We start from the raw sequence: 21,030 nt of genomic DNA on the forward strand, positions 1-21,030 counted from the left end.
TTAAATCTGCTGCTTAACTTTTGAAATTCATCTAGACAATCTCATGGAGGAATTTACACACACATATGGACTTGACCCTGGGCAGCAACTCTCTCGGCGATTTAACTGCATATTTGCAGTTACTTCAGCTGAGCAGCGGCTCTTCGGGCGATTTAACTGCATATTTGCAGTTATTTCAGCCGGGTAGCGGCTCTTTCGGCGATTTAACTGCTTATCTGCAGTTATTCCGCCTGCGATGGCCCCCAACGCCGCCCTAATCACAAAAGCCATGCCCACCCCTCAGGGCAGACATGGCTAGATGTACTTTATCCCACCGTTAAGTATCGGCTTACCGATTGAGTAAGCTTCCCACATAACGCAATAACTCGTTCGCGCAGACCGGGCAATAGCCATGTTCATCCATCAACCGTTTGGATACCTCGTTAATTCGCTTCAGCTGCTTCTCATCCGGCGTCTTCGTGGATGTCGTAATCTTAACGATATCTTTCAGATCCGCGAACAGCTTCTTCTCAATCGCTTCCCGCAGCCGATCATGGTTGTTGTACTCAAACTTACGCCCTTTGCGAGAGTAAGCCGAGATTCGAATCAGAATCTCTTCCCGGAACGCTTTTTTCGCATTTTCCGAGACACCAATCTGCTCCTCAATCGAACGCATCAATCTTTCGTCCGGATCCATCTCCTCATCCGTTAGCGGATCGCGGATTTTGGTCCAATTGCAGAACGCTTCAATATTATCGAGGTAATTCTCGAACAACGTCTTCGCCGACTCTTCGAAGGAATAGACGAACGCCTTCTGAATTTCCTTTTTCGCCAGATTATCATATTCTTTGCGTGCGACGGCAATAAAGTTCAAATATTTCTCGCGCTCATCCTTCGTAATAGAAGCATGCTGATCCAGACCATCCTTCAGCGCACGCAGCACATCCAACGCATTGATACATTGCAGGTCCTGCTTAATGAGTGCGCTCGAAATCCGGTTAATGACATAACGCGGGTCAACACCCGACATGCCTTCTTCCGCATACTCGCTTTGCATTTCTTTCAAGTCCGCTTCCTTATAACCTTCGACCTCTTCCCCGTCGTACATGCGCATTTTTTTGACGAGATCCATGCCCTGCTTCTTCGTCTCTTTCAGCCGCGTGAGAATAGAGAAAATCGCAGCAGACCGCAGCGCATGCGGTGCAATATGGATATGCTTCATATCGCTCTGTCCGACCAGCTTCTCATAAATCTTCTCTTCAGCAGATACCTTCAAATTATACGGAATCGGCATCACGATCATCCGGGATTGCAGCGCCTCATTCTTCTTGTTCGCAATGAACGCCTTATACTCGGATTCATTCGTGTGCGCTATGATGAGCTCATCGGCGGAGATAAGTGCGAATCTTCCTGCCTTGAAGTTCCCTTCTTGCGTCAGCGACAACAGGTTCCACAGAAACTTCTCATCGCATTTCAACATTTCCTGGAACTCCATCAGGCCGCGGTTTGCTTTATTCAACTCGCCATCGAATCGATAAGCTCGTGGATCGGACTCCGAGCCATATTCCGTAATCGTCGAGAAATCGATACTGCCTGTAAGATCCGCAATATCTTGGGACTTCGGATCTGAAGGCGTGAACGTACCAATACCGACACGTTGATCTTCGGAGATCGCGACCCGTTCAACCAAAACACGCTCTATATCACCATAATATTCGGTGCGAAGACGCATCTGACAAGATGGGCAGAGGTTGCCTTCGATCCGAACGCCGAGCTCTTTCTCAACTTCAGCACGCAGCTCGTGCGGAATCAGATGAAGAGGTTCCTCCTGCATCGGACAGCCCTTGATGGCATACACGGCCCCCTTCTCTATGCGAGAGAATTGCTCCAACCCCCGTTTGAGCATTGTAACAAGTGTCGATTTACCACCACTGACCGGTCCCATCAAGAGGAGAATCCTTTTCCGAACATCGAGCCTACGCGCTGCCGAGTGGAAATACTCTTCCACCAATTTCTCGAGTGCCCGATCCAGGCCGAATAACTCCTTCCTGAAAAAATTGTATTGTTTGTTGCCGTGACTTTCTTCCACACCATGGGACTTAATCATTTCGAACACCCGGGCATGAGCGGTCATTGCCGGGGTTGGATCTAGACGCAGTAAGTCAACATATTCTCGAAATGTCCCAGTCCAAGCTATTCGCTCACTCTCCGCATGATGTTCAGATATTCGCTTAAATAAGTCCATGATTCTAACCTCCTACGCTTCTGTTTTCTATTGGTGCCCCTATCAGACCGAAGTGTGACAATGCCAATAAACCATTTCAAAAGTGTATTACATAACTATGCGCGGAGATGGGATTAGTTGCTCGAAATTTTCAGTTCGATCCTATATAATGAGGGCTAGTTCTGTTACGAAAATTGGAATGATGTGAGATTTATGGGGACAAGGGGAGAAGAATCATGGCGATCCAGCACGAGACCGAGCTATATGAGCCGATCAAGCGTTTCTATGAGGCACGCGGTTATACGGTAAAAGGGGAAGTCCGCCATTGCGACCTAGTCGCGGTCAGCCCAGATGAGCAGGACATCGTCATTGTCGAATTTAAGAAAACCTTCAACCTCGCACTGCTGCTGCAAGGGGTCGATCGGATGCAATCCAGTGAGCAGGTCTACTTAGCCGTCGAACGAAATCGCAGTAAAAAAGGTGCGGTGAATCAGCGTTGGGGTGAGCTTACGCGATTATGTAAACGGTTGGGACTCGGTCTCCTTACCGTCACATTCTATAAAACGAAGAAACCTGTCGTTGAGGTCTTGTGCGAGACCACGACAGCGACCAACTATATGGCAACACCAGTGAACAAACCGGCACGCGTGAGCGGCCGGCGCAAGAACCGCTTGCTCCAGGAATTCAAGGAGCGAAGCGGGGATTACAATGTAGGTGGCAGTACGAAGCGGAAGCTTGTCACCGCATATCGCGAGAAGGCGCTTCACCTCGCGCAATGCCTTCGTGAGCATGGGCAGCTCAGCCCACGTGCACTACGCGAGCTGTGCGGATACAGCACCACAGCCACTATGCTCCAGCACAATTACTATGGCTGGTTCGATCGCGCCTCGCGTGGAATTTATCAGCTGACGCCTGCAGGTCACGCAGCGCTCGAAGAATATGCCCGCGTCTTACAAGAAGCTGCAGCAGCACAAAAGGACGTCTAGCAGCAGGCCAATTCGACAACAAAAGCCCCCAACAGATCGTCAATCCGTGCCTGTTGAGGGCTTCTTCCACATTCTCTATTAACTCCGCGCGACGAACTCGCCAATCGATTCAGCAAGAATCTTCATTGCTGTCTCAATCTGCTCACGCGACGAATGCGTGAAGTTAAGCCGCATCCGATTCCGCTTCGGCTCTGCAGCATAGAAATCGTTACCCGGAACGAAGGCAACGCCCTTCGGTACCGAAACCTTGAGCAGCGCATCTGCATCAAGTCCTGAGGGCAGCTCAACCCAGAAGAACATACCGCCCTTCGGCGTAATCCAGTTCGTCTCCTGCCAGTCCGGACCCTCGAGCAGACCCTTCATGAGCAGCATCCGCTCCTCATATTCTTGACGAATCACTGTGATATGTTCATCCAGATTGAAGTCAGGTGCGACGAGCAATTCATAGAGAATCTGCTGATCGAGCATACTCGAATGAATATCCGCCGCCTGCTTCACCCGCGTCATCGTCTGAATCACGCGCCGATCCCCCATTGCCCAACCTGTACGCAGTGCAGGGGCTACTGTCTTACTGAACGTACTGGTATAGACGACGATCCGTTCGTCCGTTTGTTGATCCAGTGAGAAAATCGTTGGATATGGATCTTCACCGTTCGCTGTGCCCTGAGCCTGTCCGCCATCTGTACGAAACCGCAATTCGCCATACGGATCGTCTTCGAGAATGAGAACGTCGTTCGCACGGCATAACTCGAGCAGTCCCAGACGACGCTCTAGACTCCAGACATTGCCTGTCGGATTAGAGAAGGTTGGTACGACATAGACCATTTTCGGCGAATATTGTTTGATTTTGTTCGCGAGATCAGCTAGATCCATTCCGTCCGCATCACTCTGTACAGGGATAATCTTAACCCCACGGAACTGAAGCACCTGTAGACAAGCTAGATAAGTCGGATTCTCAACGAGCACAATATCATTCGGCTCCAGATAGACCCGCACGAGCAGATCAATCGCTTGCTGCGATCCTGTCGTCAGGATCATTTCATCCGGACTCACATGCATGTTCTTCCGCGACGCCATGCGCTCACATAACTTCTCGCGCAGCTGTGGCAATCCTTCGGTTACGCCATATTGCAGCGCGCGTTGATTGCCTGACAAGACCCGATTTGCCGCACTTCGCACCGCTTCCATCGGGAACAATGCCTCATTCGGCAGACCTCCTGCCAAGGAAATGATCGACTTCCCTTGCGTAAATTTCAAGATTTCGCGAACCGCAGACGCCTTAACCTCTTGTACACTCGGAATAAATCGGTAATTCATGGACGATTGCTCCTCTCCCAATACACTTTACACAAGATCATACGCCTTAACATTTTTTTCCGCAATCCCTTGTACGCATCTACGATAAAAATTCATAGATTTAACAGAATTCGACAGAATCTAGTCGTTTTTTGCGATACTGGTAAATCCATGGTAGAATACACAGGTGCAAGACTTAAGGTTGTTCAGCCAACCATCTTTTAAACTTGCAAGTCATATTTTTAGAGGTGATAGAAATGAATTCTTCTTTGGAGCCAAATGTCGAATCTTCCGAGGTGAAGCGTAGGGTGAAGAAGGGGGGCGCATCAGCAAAGTGGTTCCTTGTTTTTTGGATCGTTATGATTGGAATTGGTGTATACGCAACCTATTTATATAGCAACCATATGAAGCAAACCATGATCACAGAGCTACAGTCGTCCACTAATCAACAGCTTGCAGAAATCAAATCCGACTATGCAGCGCAGTTAAAAACCATGCAAAAAGAAATAGAGACATTGAAGAGCAAGGTCGATACGTTCAACGAGCTGCTCACATTCACGAAGGATAACGCCAGCAACAAGACAGACAACAGCAACAAATTATATTCGCAATTAAATGAAGTGAAGCAGAAGCTGGATGCACTTCAGAAGAAGATGGATCTCCTGAAATGAGAACGCCCATACAGCGGATGAATCGCGTGTTCATGCTGGCAAGCGCGCCATTCATCGGCATGCTCCTATTTATGCTTTTCGCTGCTCATCCTGTGTCCATTAAGTATGAAGCAGAGTCCTTACCGCCACAGACGGAATTAATGAAGGCTACGAATCTATTAGGCGAACAATTGGATCAAGCAGGTAAGACCGCGCAGTTCACAATTACTTCGATCCGCAAAGTGGCTACCATCTATCAGAAGACAACGTCGACCATGAATTCGATTGTGAAGCAATCTGTCACCCAAGCTGCACGACCAGAGAAGATCTACAATACACGGATTACGAAGCGACTTGGCAGTCCAAAGGAACGGATTGACAGCAACAACATCACGATGGAGCTCTTCCGTATCAATCAGGATACATACAACGGTTACGCCCTCAAAATCAAACTCAAAGATCCGAAAGCCATGAAGATGGTCCTCGGCCAAGATAAGGTCGGGAAATCTGAAACGACACTCGGAGCTGTTCGAAGATATGGGGCTGCAGCAGGTATCAACGCAGGCGGGTTCGCGGACGGCGGCGGAAGCCGGTACCCACTCAGCACAACGATGATGAACGGCAAGTATGTAAATGGCGGATTTGAGCCAAGCTATAAAGACCTCAGCTTCGTCGGGTTGAATAAGCAAGGTAAGCTTATCGGTGGGAAATTCTCGTCCAAGAACCAGCTGGATCAGCTCGATCCGGAGTTCGGTGCGACCTTCGTGCCCCTGTTGCTCAAGAATGGGGTCAAAAATCCGATCCCGGATAAATGGAAGGCCCCTCGGCGCGCTCCTCGAACCGTTATCGGCAATTATAAGGACGATCAGCTGCTGATTATGGTCATCGATGGATATAATGAACGGGGCAACTCCGGCGCTACGCTGGAGGAATTGCAGAACAAGCTTGCTAACCTAGGTATCACCGATGCCTTTAATTTGGATGGCGGAGGATCTTCATCCTTGATCTTCAATGGCAGGATCGTCAACAACCCTTCCGACGGTCAATTGCGTCCGGTACCAACCCATTTCCTATTCTTTAAATAAGAACGATTTGTGAATCTTAGCCATGGAAATGTTCACATTTTAATGATTTTCATTTAGGTATATATTGGGTATAATAGGTTTTAGCTATTGGAGGTGTGCATAATGTCACTGACTTTCTGGATTGTTATGTTAGTGTTTGTGCTATTCATTACGGCAATTCTCACTTCTTCGTACAACGAAGATAAAACCAAAGGGCTGTAATACATATATTACGTGTCCCGACACGCAAAAAAGCTTCCTAGATCCATGATTATGGATCAGGAAGCTTTTTTCTACCCCCAACATGAAAAAAATTAAGCTTTCCGTTGCAAGAGGTTCATTTCCTCGGCACATTGCATGCATATGTACTTTTCTTTAAATTCGATAACGCTTACCATAGACCCACAGAACAAGCATTTCGGGCGATAACGTTCTAAAATAATGTGATCCCCTTGAACAAGAATTTCAACAGGGTCCCCCTCATTCATTTGATAACGTTTTCGAAGCGACTTCGGCAAGACAATACGTCCCAGTTGGTCAACTTTTCTGACTACACCGGCAGGTTTCATAAGTAGCGGCCACCTTTCTCTATCAGTCTATTTAAACCTTAGAAAACTCTGCCCTTCTACACTTCGCTTATAAACCCGCAAAATCCTGCAAAAAAAAATCAGAATTTATGAATTTGTTATCCAATTGGTTCGAAATCAAGTTGACGCAGTGCTTCATAGACGATAATCGCCGCAGAATTCCCTAAGTTCAAGGAGCGTACTTTGTCTGTCATCGGCATCTTCATACATGTATCGGGATTTGCATGAATGAGTGATTCAGGCAGCCCTTTGGTTTCTTTGCCGAATACGAAGAAATCATTATCCTGGAACGTAAAATCCGTATACCGATGGCTTGCCTTGGTCGTAGCATAGAAGAATCTTCCTTCAGGATATTTCGCTTGCACTTCCGCAAACGAATCATGATATTCGATATGTACCGCATACCAATAATCCAATCCAGCACGCTTCAATGTAGCATCGTCGGTACGGAACCCTAGCGGGCGTACCAAATGTAAATGGGTACCTGTCGCTGCGCAAGTCCGAGCAATATTACCCGTGTTCGCAGGGATTTCAGGCTCCACTAAGACGATATGTAATGGCATCCGTTCATTCACCTCACAATTCTTATTCATTATACACTATGGTGTCAAAATTTACGATGAATCCAATTCATAGATCATTCAACCCATTATTATGAAATATTTAACATGGTTTTTACGTTAGATTAATCTTCACATGACGAACCTCCCTCATAATGAGCACAGAGGAACAACCAGGAACCATCTGGAGAGGAGCTACCGCGTATGATGAAGAAAAAAATTCTAGTCGTTGATGATGAACCTTCCATTTCTACGTTAATTGACTTTAATTTAAAATTGGCTGGATTCGAAGTAATGTGTGTATTTGATGGAGAAGCGGTATTCGACGTCATCCAACAATTTCGCCCTGATTTAATTGTACTCGATGTCATGCTCCCAAAGATGGACGGATATGAGGTATGCCGATCACTTCGTCGTGAGAACAATCTCGTCCCTATTATTATGCTCACCGCGATCCAAGATATAGCGAATAAAATCACAGGCCTTAACCATGGCGCCGATGATTATATGACGAAGCCTTTCAGTCCACAAGAGTTAATCTCTCGCATTCAAGCAATTCTGCGCAGAGTTCAAGCCCTGCCTTCCATGAAGGAAGAGACGATCTATGCGATTGGACGGCTCAATGTGCATGCAGAACAGCGCGAGGTGATCTTAGACGGCGATACCGTCGAGTTAACACCGAAGGAATTCGAGCTTCTCCTATTCCTCTGCAGACATCGCGGCAAAGTGCTCAGCCGACAACAGCTTCTGCATGGCGTATGGGACTATCATTTCCTTGGCGATACACGTATTGTTGATGTGCATGTTAGCCATTTACGTGAAAAAATCGAGAAAAATGCTCGGAGCCCGCAATATATTATGACCGTTCGCAATGTCGGATATAAATTAAATGAACCCGTGTTCAAAGAGGAGCTCGCTTAGCTCTTTTGTGACCTCGCGCAAGTTCCCATTGCTTTTTGCCACACCAACTCCTATAATGTTCTTGTTCACCCTGAATAAGGAAAACAACAAGGATGTTCTATCCGTAATGAGAAAAGGAGTGGTAAATATGGTAAAAAATACGTTAATTGCCGGAACTGATAACTTGTCGCGAGGTCACAGTGCTCCTTAATTCCATTCATGGACTCCATTCGGTAGACGATTAAGATTAAGGATTCACTGTGGCTTGGATTTTGATTTTCAAACCCAAGACCATTAGGAGGAATCCATTTTGACATTTCAATTACAACAATTAGGCTTTAATCCGTCGATTCAGACGGCATTTGAATCATTCGCAAGCTTAGGGTATCAAGCTGCACGCGTGGCGCTTGAGCATACCCATCTATATACGTTATATACAGAACATGGTGAACTAATCGGCGAAGTCTCTGGAAAATACCGGTATGGTGCACTAGGCCGCGGCGATTACCCTGCGGTTGGCGACTGGGTAGCGATCTCGGCTCGTCCCGAAGACGGCCGTGCAACGATTCATGCGGTGCTGCCACGATTCAGTAAATTCTCTCGTAAGGTCGCAGGTTCTACAACAGACGAGCAGATCGTGGCAACCAACATCAATACAGTCTTTCTCGTCGTCGCGCTCAACAATGACTTCAATGTGCGGAGAGTCGAACGTTATCTCATCATGGCATGGGAGAGCGGTGCTAATCCGGTCATTATTCTGAGCAAAGCCGATTTGTGCGATGATCCTGAAGCAAAAGCAGCGGAGCTAGAATCTGTTGCGATCGGCGTTCCTGTTCATATTGTGAGTACTGTCTCGGAAACGGGCTTTAACGAGCTCGAGCCTTATCTAGCAGAAGGAATGACGATTGCCCTACTCGGATCATCAGGTGTTGGCAAGTCTTCGATTATTAATCAGATGCTCGGTACGGAGAGTCAGAAGGTACAAGGGGTGCGTGAAGGGGATGACCGTGGCCGTCATACGACGACACATCGTGAACTGTTCATTCTCCCTGATGGTGCGCTCATGATTGATACACCAGGAATGCGCGAGCTTCAATTATGGGATGCCGATGAAGGCTTCTCAAGCTCCTTCCAGGACGTTGAATCCCTTGCAGAGCAATGCTTCTATTCAGACTGTCAGCACCAAGAGGAACCGCGCTGTGCGGTAAGAATGGCGCTTGAGAATGGATCGCTCGAGCAAGGCAGGTATGACAACTATAACAAAATGAAGGCTGAACTCGCTTATCTCGCTCGCAAGGAAGATGCAAAGCTGCGTCAGCAAGAAAAACTGAAATGGAAGCAGATAACGAAATCCATGCGTAGCAGCCATAAGTCACGGTAAGGCTATGACACGGTTAACCAACAATAAGGGCCGTCCCAACGTCATCAAGATGACATGGGGACGGCCCTTTAATATTTCTATTCGAGAGATTCGTTAGCCATTCTTCTGCTGGAAGTCAGCCATGAAGGTTGCAAGTGCCTGGCACGTCTCTTGCGGTACCGCATTGTACGCCGAAGCACGCAAGCCACCTACACTGCGATGACCCTTCAATCCAACGAAGCCTACTGCTTCCGATTCCTTAATGAACTTCTTCTCTAGCTCTTCCGATTGCAGACGGAATGTAAGGTTCATGATCGAACGACTGCTTTCCTGTGCACAACCAATATAGAATCCACCGCTGTTATCAATCGTGTTATAGATGAGGTTCGCTTTCTCGCGATTATTACGTTCAACCGCAGCTAGTCCGCCTTGCTCTTCAAGCCATTTCAAGGTTTGATTCACCATATAGATCGAGAATGAAGGCGGTGTATTGTAGAGCGAGTTATTCTTGAAATGTGTATCGTAACGAAGCATCGTCGGAATCGTCTTCGGCGATTCAGAGATAAGATCTTCACGAGCAATCACGACGGTAACACCTGAAGGTCCTAAATTCTTCTGTGCTCCAGCGTAGATCATGCCGAATTTCGACACATCGACCGGGCGACAGAGAATATCACTCGACATATCACCGATAAGGGGTACATTGCCTGTATCCGGGTAGGACGCGAATTGTGTCCCTTCAATGGTCTCATTGGATGTAACGTGTAAGTAAGCTGCATGAGCAGGGATTTCGATCTCGTCCAGCGCTGGAATCCGCATGAATTTATCCGCTTCGGAAGAAGCTGCAATATGCGTCTCACCGATCAATTTTGCTTCTTTAATCGCTTTGTCCGCCCAGCTGCCTGTCATGACATAGCTTGCAACTTGTCCTTCGCGCATTAAATTCATTGGAATCATTGCGAACTGCGTGCTCGCTCCGCCCTGTAGGAACAGCACCTTATAACCAGCAGGAACATTTAGCAATTTCTTCAGTAACTGCTCGGTCTCATTATGAACACCTTCATAAATCGCACCACGGTGGGACATTTCCATAATGGACATACCTGATCCCTGGAAATCTACGAATTCTTGCTGCGCGCGCTCTAGCACGGCTAACGGAATTGCTGCGGGTCCTGCATTGAAGTTATAAGCTCTCTTGCTCATGATCATCTCTCCCTACCCTATCTATATTTATTTACCACAATAGAAAGCTGCCGTCGGCAATCGAAGACATTTTCTATTGGGCGATAAAACCTACAATGAACCGCGGTCGATCGTCTTGGAGAAGCTTGATGTTTGATTTCACAATAAAATAGTTACGGTTATGATAGCAGTAATACAGGGTTCCATCAAGTGGAATTGTTATGGCAACAGCAAAAAATTCCTGCCCGATCCGAAATTGGATCGAAGCAGGAACTGCGTTCTATATTAGCAATCGAAGTATAGGCTGTACTCTTGCGGATGAATACGGATATTCACCGATTTCGCTTCGCCACGCTTAAGCTCGATGTAGTTCTCAATGAAGTCCTTCGTGAAGACGCCGCCTTCAGTCAAGAATTCGTAGTCTGCTTCCAGTGCATTTAGCGCATCGTCTAATGTACCTGGTACGCTGCGAATTTCTTTCTTCTCTACATCAGACAATTCGTAGATGTTCTTATCGAATGGTCCATAACCAAGGACAGAAGGATCAATCTTACGTTTGATACCGTCAAGACCTGCCATCAGCATTGCAGCGAATGCAAGGTAAGGGTTTGCTGTGGAGTCCGGTGTACGGAACTCGATACGGCATCCTTTTGGCGTTACAGCCGCAACTGGAATACGAATCGCTGCAGAACGATTACCTTTGGAGTATACCAAGTTCACAGGCGCTTCATAGCCCGGCACTAAGCGTTTGAACGAGTTCGTACTTGGGTTCGTTAATGCGATCAATGCTGGTGCATGATGCAAAATACCGCCGATGTAGTGAAGCGCCATTTCGCTCAAGTTCGCGTAGCCGCCCTTTTCATAGAACAAAGGTGTGTCACCGTTGAAGATCGATTGGTGAACGTGCATACCGCTGCCGTTATCGCCGAACAATGGTTTTGGCATGAATGTCGCCACTTTACCGTATTGCTTTGCCGTGTTATGAATAATGTATTTGTATTTCATCAAGTTATCCGCTGTCTTCGTCAATGTGTCGAAGCGGAAGTTGATCTCTGCTTGACCTGCTGTCGCAACTTCATGATGGTGACGCTCAATGCGAAGTCCGGCTTCAGCCATAAGACGACACATTTCACTGCGGATATCCTGTTGTGTATCGACTGGAGCTACTGGTACATAGCCACCTTTCGTACGCACTTTGAAGCCAAGGTTGCCCCCGTCTTCTTTACGGTTCGTGTTCCAAGAAGCTTCCTCGGAATCCACGTAGAAGGACGAGCTGTTCATGGAGTTCTCATAACGAACGTCGTCGAAGATGAAGAACTCAGACTCTGGTGCGAAGAATGCCGCCGTACCCACACCTGTCGTTTGCATGAATTGCTCTGCCTTTTGCGCGATGCTGCGCGGGTCACGTTCATAACGAACGCCGTCCGGTGTATGAATGTCACACATCACGATCAATGTTGGATGTGCTGTAAATGGATCAATATATACGGATTCAGGATCTGGCATCATGACCATATCCGATTCTTCAATGCCGCGGAAACCTGGGATCGATGAACCGTCAAAAGCAACGCCGTTCACAAATGTCTCTGCTTCTACTTCAGAAGCCGGCAACGAGATGTGATGTGCGCGACCGCCAAGGTCCACGAAACGGAAATCTACCCACTCAATATTGTTTTGCTTAATTAGGTCTAATACGCTTTGAACTGACATCCTAAATTCCTCCCATTCCCGAACATTAATCGGGTTCCCACTTGTGAATGTTCAACTTTTCTTTTCTTTGTTGAAGTTATTATATTCCTGTGTTGAACCATCGTCAATACTCATGTCAGGTATTTTTTATGGTTTATGTGAGGTAATGTGACATAGTACAAATCATTCGTTATAAAGTGCAAATGCCCTGTTATGATGCCAAAAAAGACCACTGCATCATCGCAATGGTCTCGTTTTATTATCAATCTATTAGACAACCTTCCACGTCTCGAACGCTTCCGCCGGAGCTTTCTCCGTGTCGAAGTTTTTACCCATTAATGCGCCTAACTTCTCCAGATCTTTCAATAGGTTCGCGAATTGATCCGGGAAGAGCGATTGTACGCCATCACCTGTCATCGAATTATCTGGATCGGTATGCATTTCAATAATCAATCCGTTCGCGCCTGCCGCAACAGAAGCCTTCGACATCGTCTCAACCAACTCCCGACGACCTGTGCCGTGGCTCGGGTCAGAGATCACTGGTAAGTGGCTCAATTGCTGAAGAACAGGAATCGCCGTCAGATCGAGCGTATTCCGTGTGTATGTCTCGAATGTACGAATGCCGCGCTCACAGAGCATTACATTCGGATTGCCGCCTGCAAGAATGTATTCCGCCGCATTCAGGAACTCATCATACGTAGAACTGAAGCCGCGTTTAAGCAGGACAGGCGTATTGCATTCCCCAAGCTTGCGCAATAAATCGAAGTTCTGCATATTGCGTGTTCCAACTTGAAGAATATCCGCATACTCTGCACAGATATCTACTGTCTCAGGCGTCATGACTTCTGTAATCGTCAATAATCCATGCTTCTTCCCTGCTTCCGCCATCATGACTAGACCTTCGACACCAATGCCTTGGAAGCTGTAAGGACCTGTTCTTGGCTTGAATGCGCCGCCGCGTAGAACTTGACCGCCTGCTAATTTAACAAGTCTAGCAATCTCATCAATCTGTTCAGGCGATTCAACCGCACATGGACCGCCCATAATCGTCAGATTGTCCCCACCGATCTTCACGCCTTTAATCTCAATGATCGTATCATCTGGATGGAAGTCGCGGCTTGCGAGTTTGTAAGACTTCGAGATTTTGATGACATTCTCTACATCTTTCATTTGACGAAGATGTTCTGCGAGCTTCGGCTCGAATTGACCGACAATCCCAATCACCGTACGATCTACGCCACGAGAGATATGGGCCTGTGCCCCTGCTTGCTCTATCACTTTAACGATTTCATTCACACGGGCTTCCGAAGTTTTATTGGATGTAATAGCAATCATGTTCAACACTCCTTAATTTGTCGTTATCTATTGTCGTTCCATTGTCACCATTTCACTATTATGCTTCAACGCTTATACGCTTTTAAGCTTTTATTCATTAAAGCGATTATACGACCTATTTTGATGCCCGTCAAGACCATCTAAATAAAAAAACGATGCAAGCGCTTTTTCAGAAAATAACATATTTACTTCCACGGAAAGTTATGGTACCTTAATTTCGATAGATATAGAAATAATGACAACACACAGCGAAGGTGATAAAACCATGTTCGAAGACAACGCAGACGCACGACAAGCTGTCAAAGTATACAAAGCACTCGGGGAACCTACCCGGCTCAAAATCGCCATGCTGCTTACAGAAGAGCAAAATTTGTGCTGCTCCGATATTAAGGATAAGCTCGAATCTGTTGCAGGCTCAACCCTGTCGCATCATCTGAAGCTATTGACCGATTGCGGCCTATTGGAACTTCGTAAAGACGGAACCTATATCTTCTATCGTGTGAATCGCGAAGTCGCACAGAAGTACGCACCGTTTTTGCTCGTATAAATTTTTTTGTTATTATTTCTATATTTTTAGAAATAACGAAATATAAGTGGAGAGAGGAGCAAAACAATCATGTCCAATGCTTGGAAAATTTATATATTAGCTATCGTTAGTTTTCTGGTGGGTACATCAGAGAATATTATTGCGGGGATTCTAGACAAGGTGGCTGCGGATACAGGAATCTCCGTTGCTGCAGCCGGTCAATTAATTACGGTATTCTCACTGGCGTTTGCCTTTGGGACCCCCATCCTCATGGCGCTTACAGGGCGCGTGGGAAGGAAACAACTACTAATCTATTCCCTTAGCATATTCGTGATCGGAAATGCGATCGCCGCCATCATCCCTGGATTCGGATTCCTAATTACCTCTCGCATCATCTCTGCGCTCAGTACCGGCGTATTCGTCGTCACTTCATTAACGGTTGCTTCCAAGCTTGCCCCAGCAGAACGACAAGGAAGTGCCATTGCCACCCTTGTGATGGGTTTCAGCACCTCCCTAATCATTGGTGTTCCCTTAGGAAGAGTTATCGCTTCCTCGTATGACTGGAAGCTGATCTTCGGAGGCATTGGTATCCTCGGCATCCTAGCCATCTTCTTGATCATCTACGTCATTCCGTCAACGGCCGGCGTCGAAGAACCCGTTCCCCTTCGCAAGCAGCTTGCGCTCCTTCGACAACCGCGAATTGCGATTGCCTTATCCATCACCTTCTTCTGGATCCTTGGCTACTCGATCGTCTATACGTACATTTCGCCATTCCTTCTCCAAATCACCGGGATGAATGAACAAGGCGTCAGTATTGGATTATTCGCATTTGGCATCGCCAGTCTCATTGGCTCGAAGTTCGGAGGCTTTAGCACCGACAAATGGGGTGTTGCTCGAACATTGATCAGTGGCATGTTGGTTCATGCTGTCGTTCTCCTAAGCCTATCCATTTCGGCTCACTCGGCTGTTATCGTATTCCCGCTGCTCATGTTATGGGCGTTCTCCGCTTGGTCATCTGGACCTACACAGCAATATTATCTCATTTCACTTGCGCCCGAAGCTTCTGGCATCATGCTTAGCTTGAACACCTCGATTCTCCAGCTAGCGATGGCAGCTGGCGCAGGGATTGGCGGCTTTGCCATCGAGCAAATCTCGCTGGCATCCATTAGCTGGATTGGTGCTGCAGGTGTTGCGGTTGCAGCTGGAACAGCTGCTGTATCGCTAGGGCTATCTTGGTCCCGAGCACGCGCTCGATCTCGGATTCAGCTTGAAGAGCCGCAACGTACCGCAGCGAATTGATATCGTTACGCCACCAAGCATGCAAAAAAAGGCTGCAATTCACGTTATCCGTGAATATGCAGCCTGCGTGTTTTTCGTTTTTCTTTTCGCTTATGTCCTACGTAATCAATCATCCACTTCACAGGAAAGTACATAATCAGTCCGAGTATAATCCCATCTACAATACCACCGACAATTAGTTTCAAATTATACATCATGAACCGATTGATCCATTCCGGCACGTAAGGAATATGAATATGAACACGCTTCGGCAGCATCATCCCCCCAACCATGCCATTCAGGAAGGACATCGGAATATAGATGATCTTACCGAAGACAAATCCGATTAACGCACTTGCAAAGCTTGCTCGTAGAATATACACGAGGGGGAAAATCAAGAAAAAAGCTAGCCCCATCGTGGGTAACGTGAACATCTCAATGGCAAGACCAATCGAGAATCCCTTTGCTACTTTTGCTCCACCGCCTCGAGCGCGGATCAGCAGCAAGTATTTATACTTCATCCATCTCCCGATACCTTTGAACCAGGAATATTTCCGGTTGGACATGGTCAAATTCCTTAGCTGGACTTATCGCGAACGGTTGGCAATAGTTTATCCATCTTCACCGTTCGGATGATTGGCCAAGTCGATTCGTTATCAGCATCATACTGTTCCAAGTATGCGATCACTTCTTTTGTAATCGGTGTCGGTGTTGATGCGCCCGAGGTGACACCTACTTTTCGAACCCCTGCTAACCATTCTCGATTGAGCTCTGTAATATCCGCAATACGATAAGCTGTGACACCCGCAATCTCTTCAGATACTTGCGCAAGACGATTCGAATTGTTGCTTCGCGGATCACCCACGACAATCACCAAATCCGTCTCACCAGCTTGTTCTGCAACAGCTTGCTGTCGAACCTGCGTAGCCAAGCAAATCTCGTTATGAATTTCTGCACGAGGGAATTTCTCAATCAAGCGATTCATAATATGCTTAATATCCCATTGGCTCATCGTCGTCTGATTCGTAATAATAATACGATCCGTAGGCAGTTCAAGCTGATCAATCTCTTCTTCTCTTTCGATCAGATGAACATGCTCCGGCGCGACGCCGATGGCTCCTTCTGGTTCCGGGTGCCCTTTCTTGCCGATATAGATCACTTCATATCCATCAGCGACTTTCTCACGAATTAAATCATGCGTCTTCGTCACATCCGGGCAAGTCGCATCGACTGTCGTAAGCCCCTTCTCCCGTGCAATACGGCGGACTTCTGGCGAAACGCCATGTGCCGTGAAGATAACCGTCCCTTTATCTACCTTGCTTAGGATCTCTAGACGGTTCTCCCCATCGAGTGTAATGATGCCGTCCTTCTCAAAAGCATCAGTCACATGACGATTGTGTACGATCATACCTAATATATATATAGGGCGCGGTAAATCCAGATTCTTCGCTGTCTGTGTCGCGAGTACCATCGCGTCGACAACCCCGTAACAATACCCACGAGGCGAAATTTTGACGACCTCCATGTTGCACCTGCTTTCTATCTACATACTACCCAAACGTTGTATATCAGAATTATTATACTCTATTCAAGGGTAGGATGAAAGCTGCTAACAATAGGAAGCCAAATGATAAAGGTCGATCCTTTCTCTACTGCTGTGACCACTTCGACAGAACCGTAATGCTCATCAATAATCCATTTGGCAATCGATAGGCCAAGCCCCGTCCCTGCGATAATTCCACGTGATTCATCCGCTCGATAGAAGCGGTCAAAAATATACGGTACCTGCTCGCGATCCATCCCAATACCTGTATCCTTGATTCGGATTCCTACTTGCTCATCATGGCGGATGGCATCGATCGTAACTGACCCTTCTGGCGTATATTTGAATGCATTCTCGATGAAAACAAACAGCATCTGCTGTAAATATTCCTTATGCCCGTTCACACCAATTGCGTCCAGTACCGACAGATCCCCCGTGATCCATTCGGCTGTCCGCGGCAGAAACTGTGCTCGTCGAATCACTTCATCCACGAGCGGCCGCAAATGAATCGGTTCTTTCTCCATGATGACGCCCGCATCTGCGCGAGCAAGCGCCAGCAAGTCGTTCACAAGGCGCGACATACGTCTGGATTCGCCTGCGATATCCTGCAATGCTTCGAGCGACATCTCCTTCTTCATCGCCTCGTCGATGTGCTTCTTCTCTAATTCCCCCGTCGGTCCCCACATCTTCTCAAGCAAGTCCACATTTCCGCGAATCGTCGTGAGAGGTGTCCGCAATTCATGTGAGGCATCCGAGACGAATCTGCGTTGCGCCCGATAGGATTCATCTAGCTCACGGTAGAAGATTTCCATCCGAGAGATCATCTCATTGACCGTATCCGTCAATTGTCCAATCTCATCGTTCGGGCCTGTCCGCTTAATCCGGACACTAAGATCCGACCCCCGCTGGATTTGATTCGCTGCACGAATCACGTTTTCGATAGGGCGCAGTGATTTCCGAGCAAGGAAGAGTCCGATTGAGGACGCGATAAGGACCATCGTAATGGACACGAGCGTAAGAATATTTTTAAGCTGAGTGAAGAACAAGACTTCTTTCCCCGTATAGACACCAATCGTTGCGACGCCGATGGATTTATTGCTATTCTTAATCTTGATCGGGCCTTCATACACATAGAACGGAAGACCTTCGACGGTAATGTGCTTGAATCCAGGTTTTATTTGATCGGTTGACTTAGGATATGGGAACTGTATCCCCCCTAAATTGGGCGTCACTTTAATCGTACCATTCACATAGTTTACGAATTGGGCGTACATTTCCTCCTCAAAACCCCTACCGCCAACATTCAAATCAATACCATCCAAAAAATTATAATCTGCTGTAATTCGCATCACATCAACCTGCTTGTTAATCCGGTCCCGCATCCCGCCATAAATGCTCTGATCTGCGAACCAATAAATCGCAAGTCCAACAAGAAGGAACGTAACGGCTAGAATTGATGCATACCATGCTGTAAGCCGAAGCCGAATCGACATTACGAATCACCTCGCAGCACGTAGCCTGCGCCACGCACCGTCAGAATGATCCGTTTACCTCCGAACTCTTCGGTCTTCTGCCGCAGCATCGCTACATACACTTCCAGTACATTTGATTCCCCGCTAAAATCATACCCCCAGATTTTCTCCATGATCATGTCCCGCGTCAATACCCGCTTCGGATTCAACATGAATAGATGGAGCAACTCGAATTCCTTTGTCGTCAACTCTATTGTATGCCCATCACGAATCACTTGTCGCATGTCTAAATCCAGCACTAGATCTTCATAAGCAACCTGTCTGGATACGGATTCCACTTCGGTCTCACTCGATTTGCGACGCAGTAAGGCACGAACACGCGCAAGCAATTCTTCAAGCGCGAACGGCTTGACCAGATAATCATCCGCTCCATTATCGAGCCCTTTCACACGATCCTTGATATCATCCTTCGCCGTTAACATCAGCACCGGCACGGAGCTGCCCGCTTCACGGATACGCCGACATACTTCCCAACCATCCACCTTCGGCATCATGACATCAAGAATGACAATATCCGGATCGGATTCCATCATCTTATTCAGTCCTTGCTCCCCATTCGATGCGGTCATTACTTCATACCCTTCAAAAGCAAGCCCGCGCCGCAGCATCGAAATAATCTTCTCATCGTCATCTACAATCAATATCCTCTGCCTCATCGCTTCATCCCCCTGTCTCATGCGAAAAGGAAGCAAGAAGGTATCCCTCCTTCCGCTTCCTCCCTAACCTTTATTATTGGTTTCCATTTGCGTTGTATTTATTTTTGTCACCGATTTTGACTTTTAGATCCATCGCTTTCCCATTCCGAACGATATTGAACGTCACTTCATCGCCGACTTTCTTCTTCTGGATCGCTTCGATCAACACGTCATTCGTCGCATATTTCGTTCCGTCGATCCCTGTTATAATGTCGTACGCACGAAGGTCAGCATCATAAGCTGGTGTACGGTAGTATACTTGCGTAACAATCGATCCTTCGACTTTGTCCGTATTCAACTGCTTCGCAATATCATCCGTCATCGTCGCAAGCGTTGCACCAATGAACGGCACAGGCACTTGTGGAATTTCCTTATTCGCTTTTAGGTTCGACAAGTTCTCCAGAATGGTCTTCGCTGGAATAGCAAACCCGATCCCTTGGGAGTCTGCGCTTACCGCCACGTTCATCCCGATCACTTCACCGTTCATATTGAGCAATGGACCACCAGAGTTACCTGGGTTGATCGACGCATCGGTTTGAATCAAATGTTTGTATTCACGCGTCTTGCCTGCTTCTTGATCCGGAATGCTAATGGAGCGCTCTTTCGCACTTAACACCCCAGCCGTAACCGTATGGTCGAAGCCGTTCGGGTTACCAATCGCCACAAGCCAGTCACCGGATTGGGTTTGATCCGAGTTACCGATGTTAATCGTCGGGAAGTCCGTTCCTTCAATTTTGAGAACGGCGAGGTCTAAGTCAAAGCTCGAGCCGAGTACTGTTGCAACATACGGCTTATCATGCCCTTCCAAGACGACCTTGACTTGATCAGCTCCTGCAACAACGTGTTGGTTCGTTAAGATGTAGCCGGATTTATCGAAAATAAACCCTGAACCTAACCCATTCTCAATTAACTGGTCACTGTTGCTGTTCTGACGTTGTTGATTGGACCCGCCGCTGCCATCACCGAAGAATTGACGGAAGAACGGATCATCCATAAATGGATTGGAACTGCTTTGTCGTTTACTTTGCTTCACATACGTCTCGATTTTCACAACCGCAGGACTTGCATTCTTCACAATGCTTGTAATATCTCCTGGGCGATCGAGCTGCGGTGTATTCACATTCGCGCTTGTCGTTACGGCATTCCCACCGGATGAGCCTGCACCTTCAGAAGCGTTCGTACTTCCTGTGAATAAGTTATACCGGTCAGATACGAACATTAAGGAACTAATGACGAGCATCCCTGCTAAGAAGGAGATGAACACCGTCTTGAACGATGATTTCGGACGGGCTTGATTCACTTGCCAGTTCCCACCGACGGTACCATTTCCGCTTCCGCCGTTACTGTAGTTCGCGAAATCCACGTTGCCTGCCTTCAATTCCATCCCTTGCGAAGTATAGTAGGAACGCGTCGGCGCCGCTTTGATCGGATCTGGAGGTGTTACTTCTACTTCAGAAGCCGTTCCACTGCCGACCGTTGTGGAATCATTTCCCGTTACATCGTTTGGTACCGATTTGAAAGGTCCATAAGAATAGTAATACGAAGATGACTGCTCTTGCTTGTCTTGATTTTCGTTAGGCTCATTATTGTTATGCTCTTCGAATAATTGTTCATTATCATTGCGTTTATTTTCTTCACTCATTC

19 protein-coding genes are annotated in these 21,030 nt (G+C 47.2%); 7 read left to right on the forward strand and 12 right to left on the reverse strand.

The genetic code is table 11. From position 1 onward, the window contains the following. Positions 1-328: 328 nt before the first annotated feature. A complete protein-coding gene (locus AC3WU2_RS21660) occupies positions 329-2,224 on the reverse strand; it encodes a PrkA family serine protein kinase (protein WP_314585573.1) in 1,896 nt (631 codons plus the stop codon). Positions 2,225-2,439: 215 nt separating this feature from the next. Here AC3WU2_RS21660 and AC3WU2_RS21665 point away from each other — a divergent pair, with 215 nt between their 5' ends. Beyond that, the gene (locus AC3WU2_RS21665) at positions 2,440-3,189 is read left to right on the forward strand and encodes a DUF2161 domain-containing phosphodiesterase (RefSeq protein WP_492457106.1); all 750 of its coding nucleotides are present in this window, start codon (positions 2,440-2,442) and stop codon (positions 3,187-3,189) included. A gap of 78 nt (positions 3,190-3,267) precedes the next feature. Here the strand turns inward: AC3WU2_RS21665 and AC3WU2_RS21670 are convergent, their stop codons facing one another. Next, positions 3,268-4,506 (reverse strand): aminotransferase-like domain-containing protein, encoded by a 1,239-nt coding sequence (locus AC3WU2_RS21670; protein ID WP_492457107.1) that lies wholly within the window; start codon positions 4,504-4,506, stop codon positions 3,268-3,270. Positions 4,507-4,742: 236 nt separating this feature from the next. Between AC3WU2_RS21670 and AC3WU2_RS21675 the strand changes: the two genes are divergently transcribed. Both AC3WU2_RS21675 and AC3WU2_RS21680 read left to right on the forward strand, forming a co-directional pair. Further along, the gene (locus AC3WU2_RS21675) at positions 4,743-5,156 is read left to right on the forward strand and encodes a hypothetical protein (protein WP_492457108.1); all 414 of its coding nucleotides are present in this window, start codon (positions 4,743-4,745) and stop codon (positions 5,154-5,156) included. Next, positions 5,153-6,220 carry a phosphodiester glycosidase family protein gene (locus AC3WU2_RS21680; protein ID WP_492457109.1) on the forward strand — a complete coding sequence of 356 codons (1,068 nt, stop codon included), beginning with the start codon at positions 5,153-5,155 and terminating at the stop codon, positions 6,218-6,220. The genes AC3WU2_RS21675 and AC3WU2_RS21680 overlap by 4 nt, the downstream gene beginning before the upstream one ends. 293 nt (positions 6,221-6,513) lie before the next feature. Here AC3WU2_RS21680 and AC3WU2_RS21685 read toward each other — a convergent pair whose 3' ends face one another. Then, positions 6,514-6,768, reverse strand: a complete 255-nt coding sequence (locus AC3WU2_RS21685) for an AbrB/MazE/SpoVT family DNA-binding domain-containing protein (protein ID WP_018756163.1) — start codon at positions 6,766-6,768, stop codon at positions 6,514-6,516. A 116-nt stretch (positions 6,769-6,884) separates the two neighbouring features. Continuing rightward, entirely contained in the window at positions 6,885-7,349 is a 465-nt protein-coding gene (trmL, locus tag AC3WU2_RS21690; RefSeq protein WP_018756164.1) for a tRNA (uridine(34)/cytosine(34)/5-carboxymethylaminomethyluridine(34)-2'-O)-methyltransferase TrmL, read from the reverse strand. Positions 7,350-7,550: 201 nt separating this feature from the next. Here trmL and AC3WU2_RS21695 point away from each other — a divergent pair, with 201 nt between their 5' ends. Both AC3WU2_RS21695 and rsgA read left to right on the forward strand, forming a co-directional pair. Then, positions 7,551-8,267, forward strand: coding sequence for a response regulator (locus tag AC3WU2_RS21695; RefSeq protein WP_018756165.1), 717 nt, complete (start codon positions 7,551-7,553; stop codon positions 8,265-8,267). Between the two features lie 289 nt (positions 8,268-8,556). Further along, positions 8,557-9,627, forward strand: a complete 1,071-nt coding sequence (gene rsgA, locus AC3WU2_RS21700) for a ribosome small subunit-dependent GTPase A (RefSeq protein WP_492457110.1) — start codon at positions 8,557-8,559, stop codon at positions 9,625-9,627. A 93-nt stretch (positions 9,628-9,720) separates the two neighbouring features. On the opposite strand, the gene serC is transcribed toward rsgA, so the two are convergent. The 3 genes from serC to aroF form a co-directional block, all read right to left on the reverse strand. After that, entirely contained in the window at positions 9,721-10,809 is a 1,089-nt protein-coding gene (gene serC / locus AC3WU2_RS21705) for a 3-phosphoserine/phosphohydroxythreonine transaminase (RefSeq protein WP_492457111.1), read from the reverse strand. A gap of 264 nt (positions 10,810-11,073) precedes the next feature. Beyond that, the gene (gene glnA / locus AC3WU2_RS21710; RefSeq protein ID WP_492457112.1) at positions 11,074-12,498 is read right to left on the reverse strand and encodes a type I glutamate--ammonia ligase; all 1,425 of its coding nucleotides are present in this window, start codon (positions 12,496-12,498) and stop codon (positions 11,074-11,076) included. A gap of 249 nt (positions 12,499-12,747) precedes the next feature. Next, positions 12,748-13,812, reverse strand: a complete 1,065-nt coding sequence (gene aroF, locus AC3WU2_RS21715) for a 3-deoxy-7-phosphoheptulonate synthase (protein ID WP_492457113.1) — start codon at positions 13,810-13,812, stop codon at positions 12,748-12,750. 265 nt (positions 13,813-14,077) lie between these two features. On the opposite strand from aroF, the gene AC3WU2_RS21720 reads away from it, so the two are divergent. Both AC3WU2_RS21720 and AC3WU2_RS21725 read left to right on the forward strand, forming a co-directional pair. Next, positions 14,078-14,359, forward strand: coding sequence for an ArsR/SmtB family transcription factor (locus tag AC3WU2_RS21720; protein ID WP_379350397.1), 282 nt, complete (start codon positions 14,078-14,080; stop codon positions 14,357-14,359). A gap of 69 nt (positions 14,360-14,428) precedes the next feature. Continuing rightward, on the forward strand, positions 14,429-15,637 hold the full coding sequence (locus tag AC3WU2_RS21725; RefSeq protein ID WP_492457114.1) for an MFS transporter: 1,209 nt from the start codon (positions 14,429-14,431) through the stop codon (positions 15,635-15,637). Between the two features lie 44 nt (positions 15,638-15,681). Here AC3WU2_RS21725 and AC3WU2_RS21730 read toward each other — a convergent pair whose 3' ends face one another. The 5 genes from AC3WU2_RS21730 to AC3WU2_RS21750 all read right to left on the reverse strand — a co-directional run bounded on the left by AC3WU2_RS21730 (position 15,682) and on the right by AC3WU2_RS21750 (position 21,028). Continuing rightward, positions 15,682-16,182, reverse strand: coding sequence for a DUF2062 domain-containing protein (locus AC3WU2_RS21730; RefSeq protein ID WP_018756172.1), 501 nt, complete (start codon positions 16,180-16,182; stop codon positions 15,682-15,684). 11 nt (positions 16,183-16,193) lie between these two features. Beyond that, positions 16,194-17,141 carry a 4-hydroxy-3-methylbut-2-enyl diphosphate reductase gene (locus AC3WU2_RS21735; RefSeq protein ID WP_492457115.1) on the reverse strand — a complete coding sequence of 316 codons (948 nt, stop codon included), beginning with the start codon at positions 17,139-17,141 and terminating at the stop codon, positions 16,194-16,196. A 59-nt stretch (positions 17,142-17,200) separates the two neighbouring features. Further along, complete coding sequence (locus AC3WU2_RS21740) at positions 17,201-18,652, reverse strand: sensor histidine kinase (protein ID WP_314585592.1); 1,452 nt, start codon at positions 18,650-18,652, stop codon at positions 17,201-17,203. Further along, the gene (locus tag AC3WU2_RS21745) at positions 18,652-19,347 is read right to left on the reverse strand and encodes a response regulator transcription factor (RefSeq protein WP_026263832.1); all 696 of its coding nucleotides are present in this window, start codon (positions 19,345-19,347) and stop codon (positions 18,652-18,654) included. The genes AC3WU2_RS21740 and AC3WU2_RS21745 overlap by 1 nt, the downstream gene beginning before the upstream one ends. Positions 19,348-19,420: 73 nt before the next feature. Then, positions 19,421-21,028 carry a S1C family serine protease gene (locus AC3WU2_RS21750; RefSeq protein ID WP_492457116.1) on the reverse strand — a complete coding sequence of 536 codons (1,608 nt, stop codon included), beginning with the start codon at positions 21,026-21,028 and terminating at the stop codon, positions 19,421-19,423. Positions 21,029-21,030: the final 2 nt, after the last annotated feature.

The organism is Paenibacillus sp. EB106-05-06-XG162, assembly GCF_058791655.1.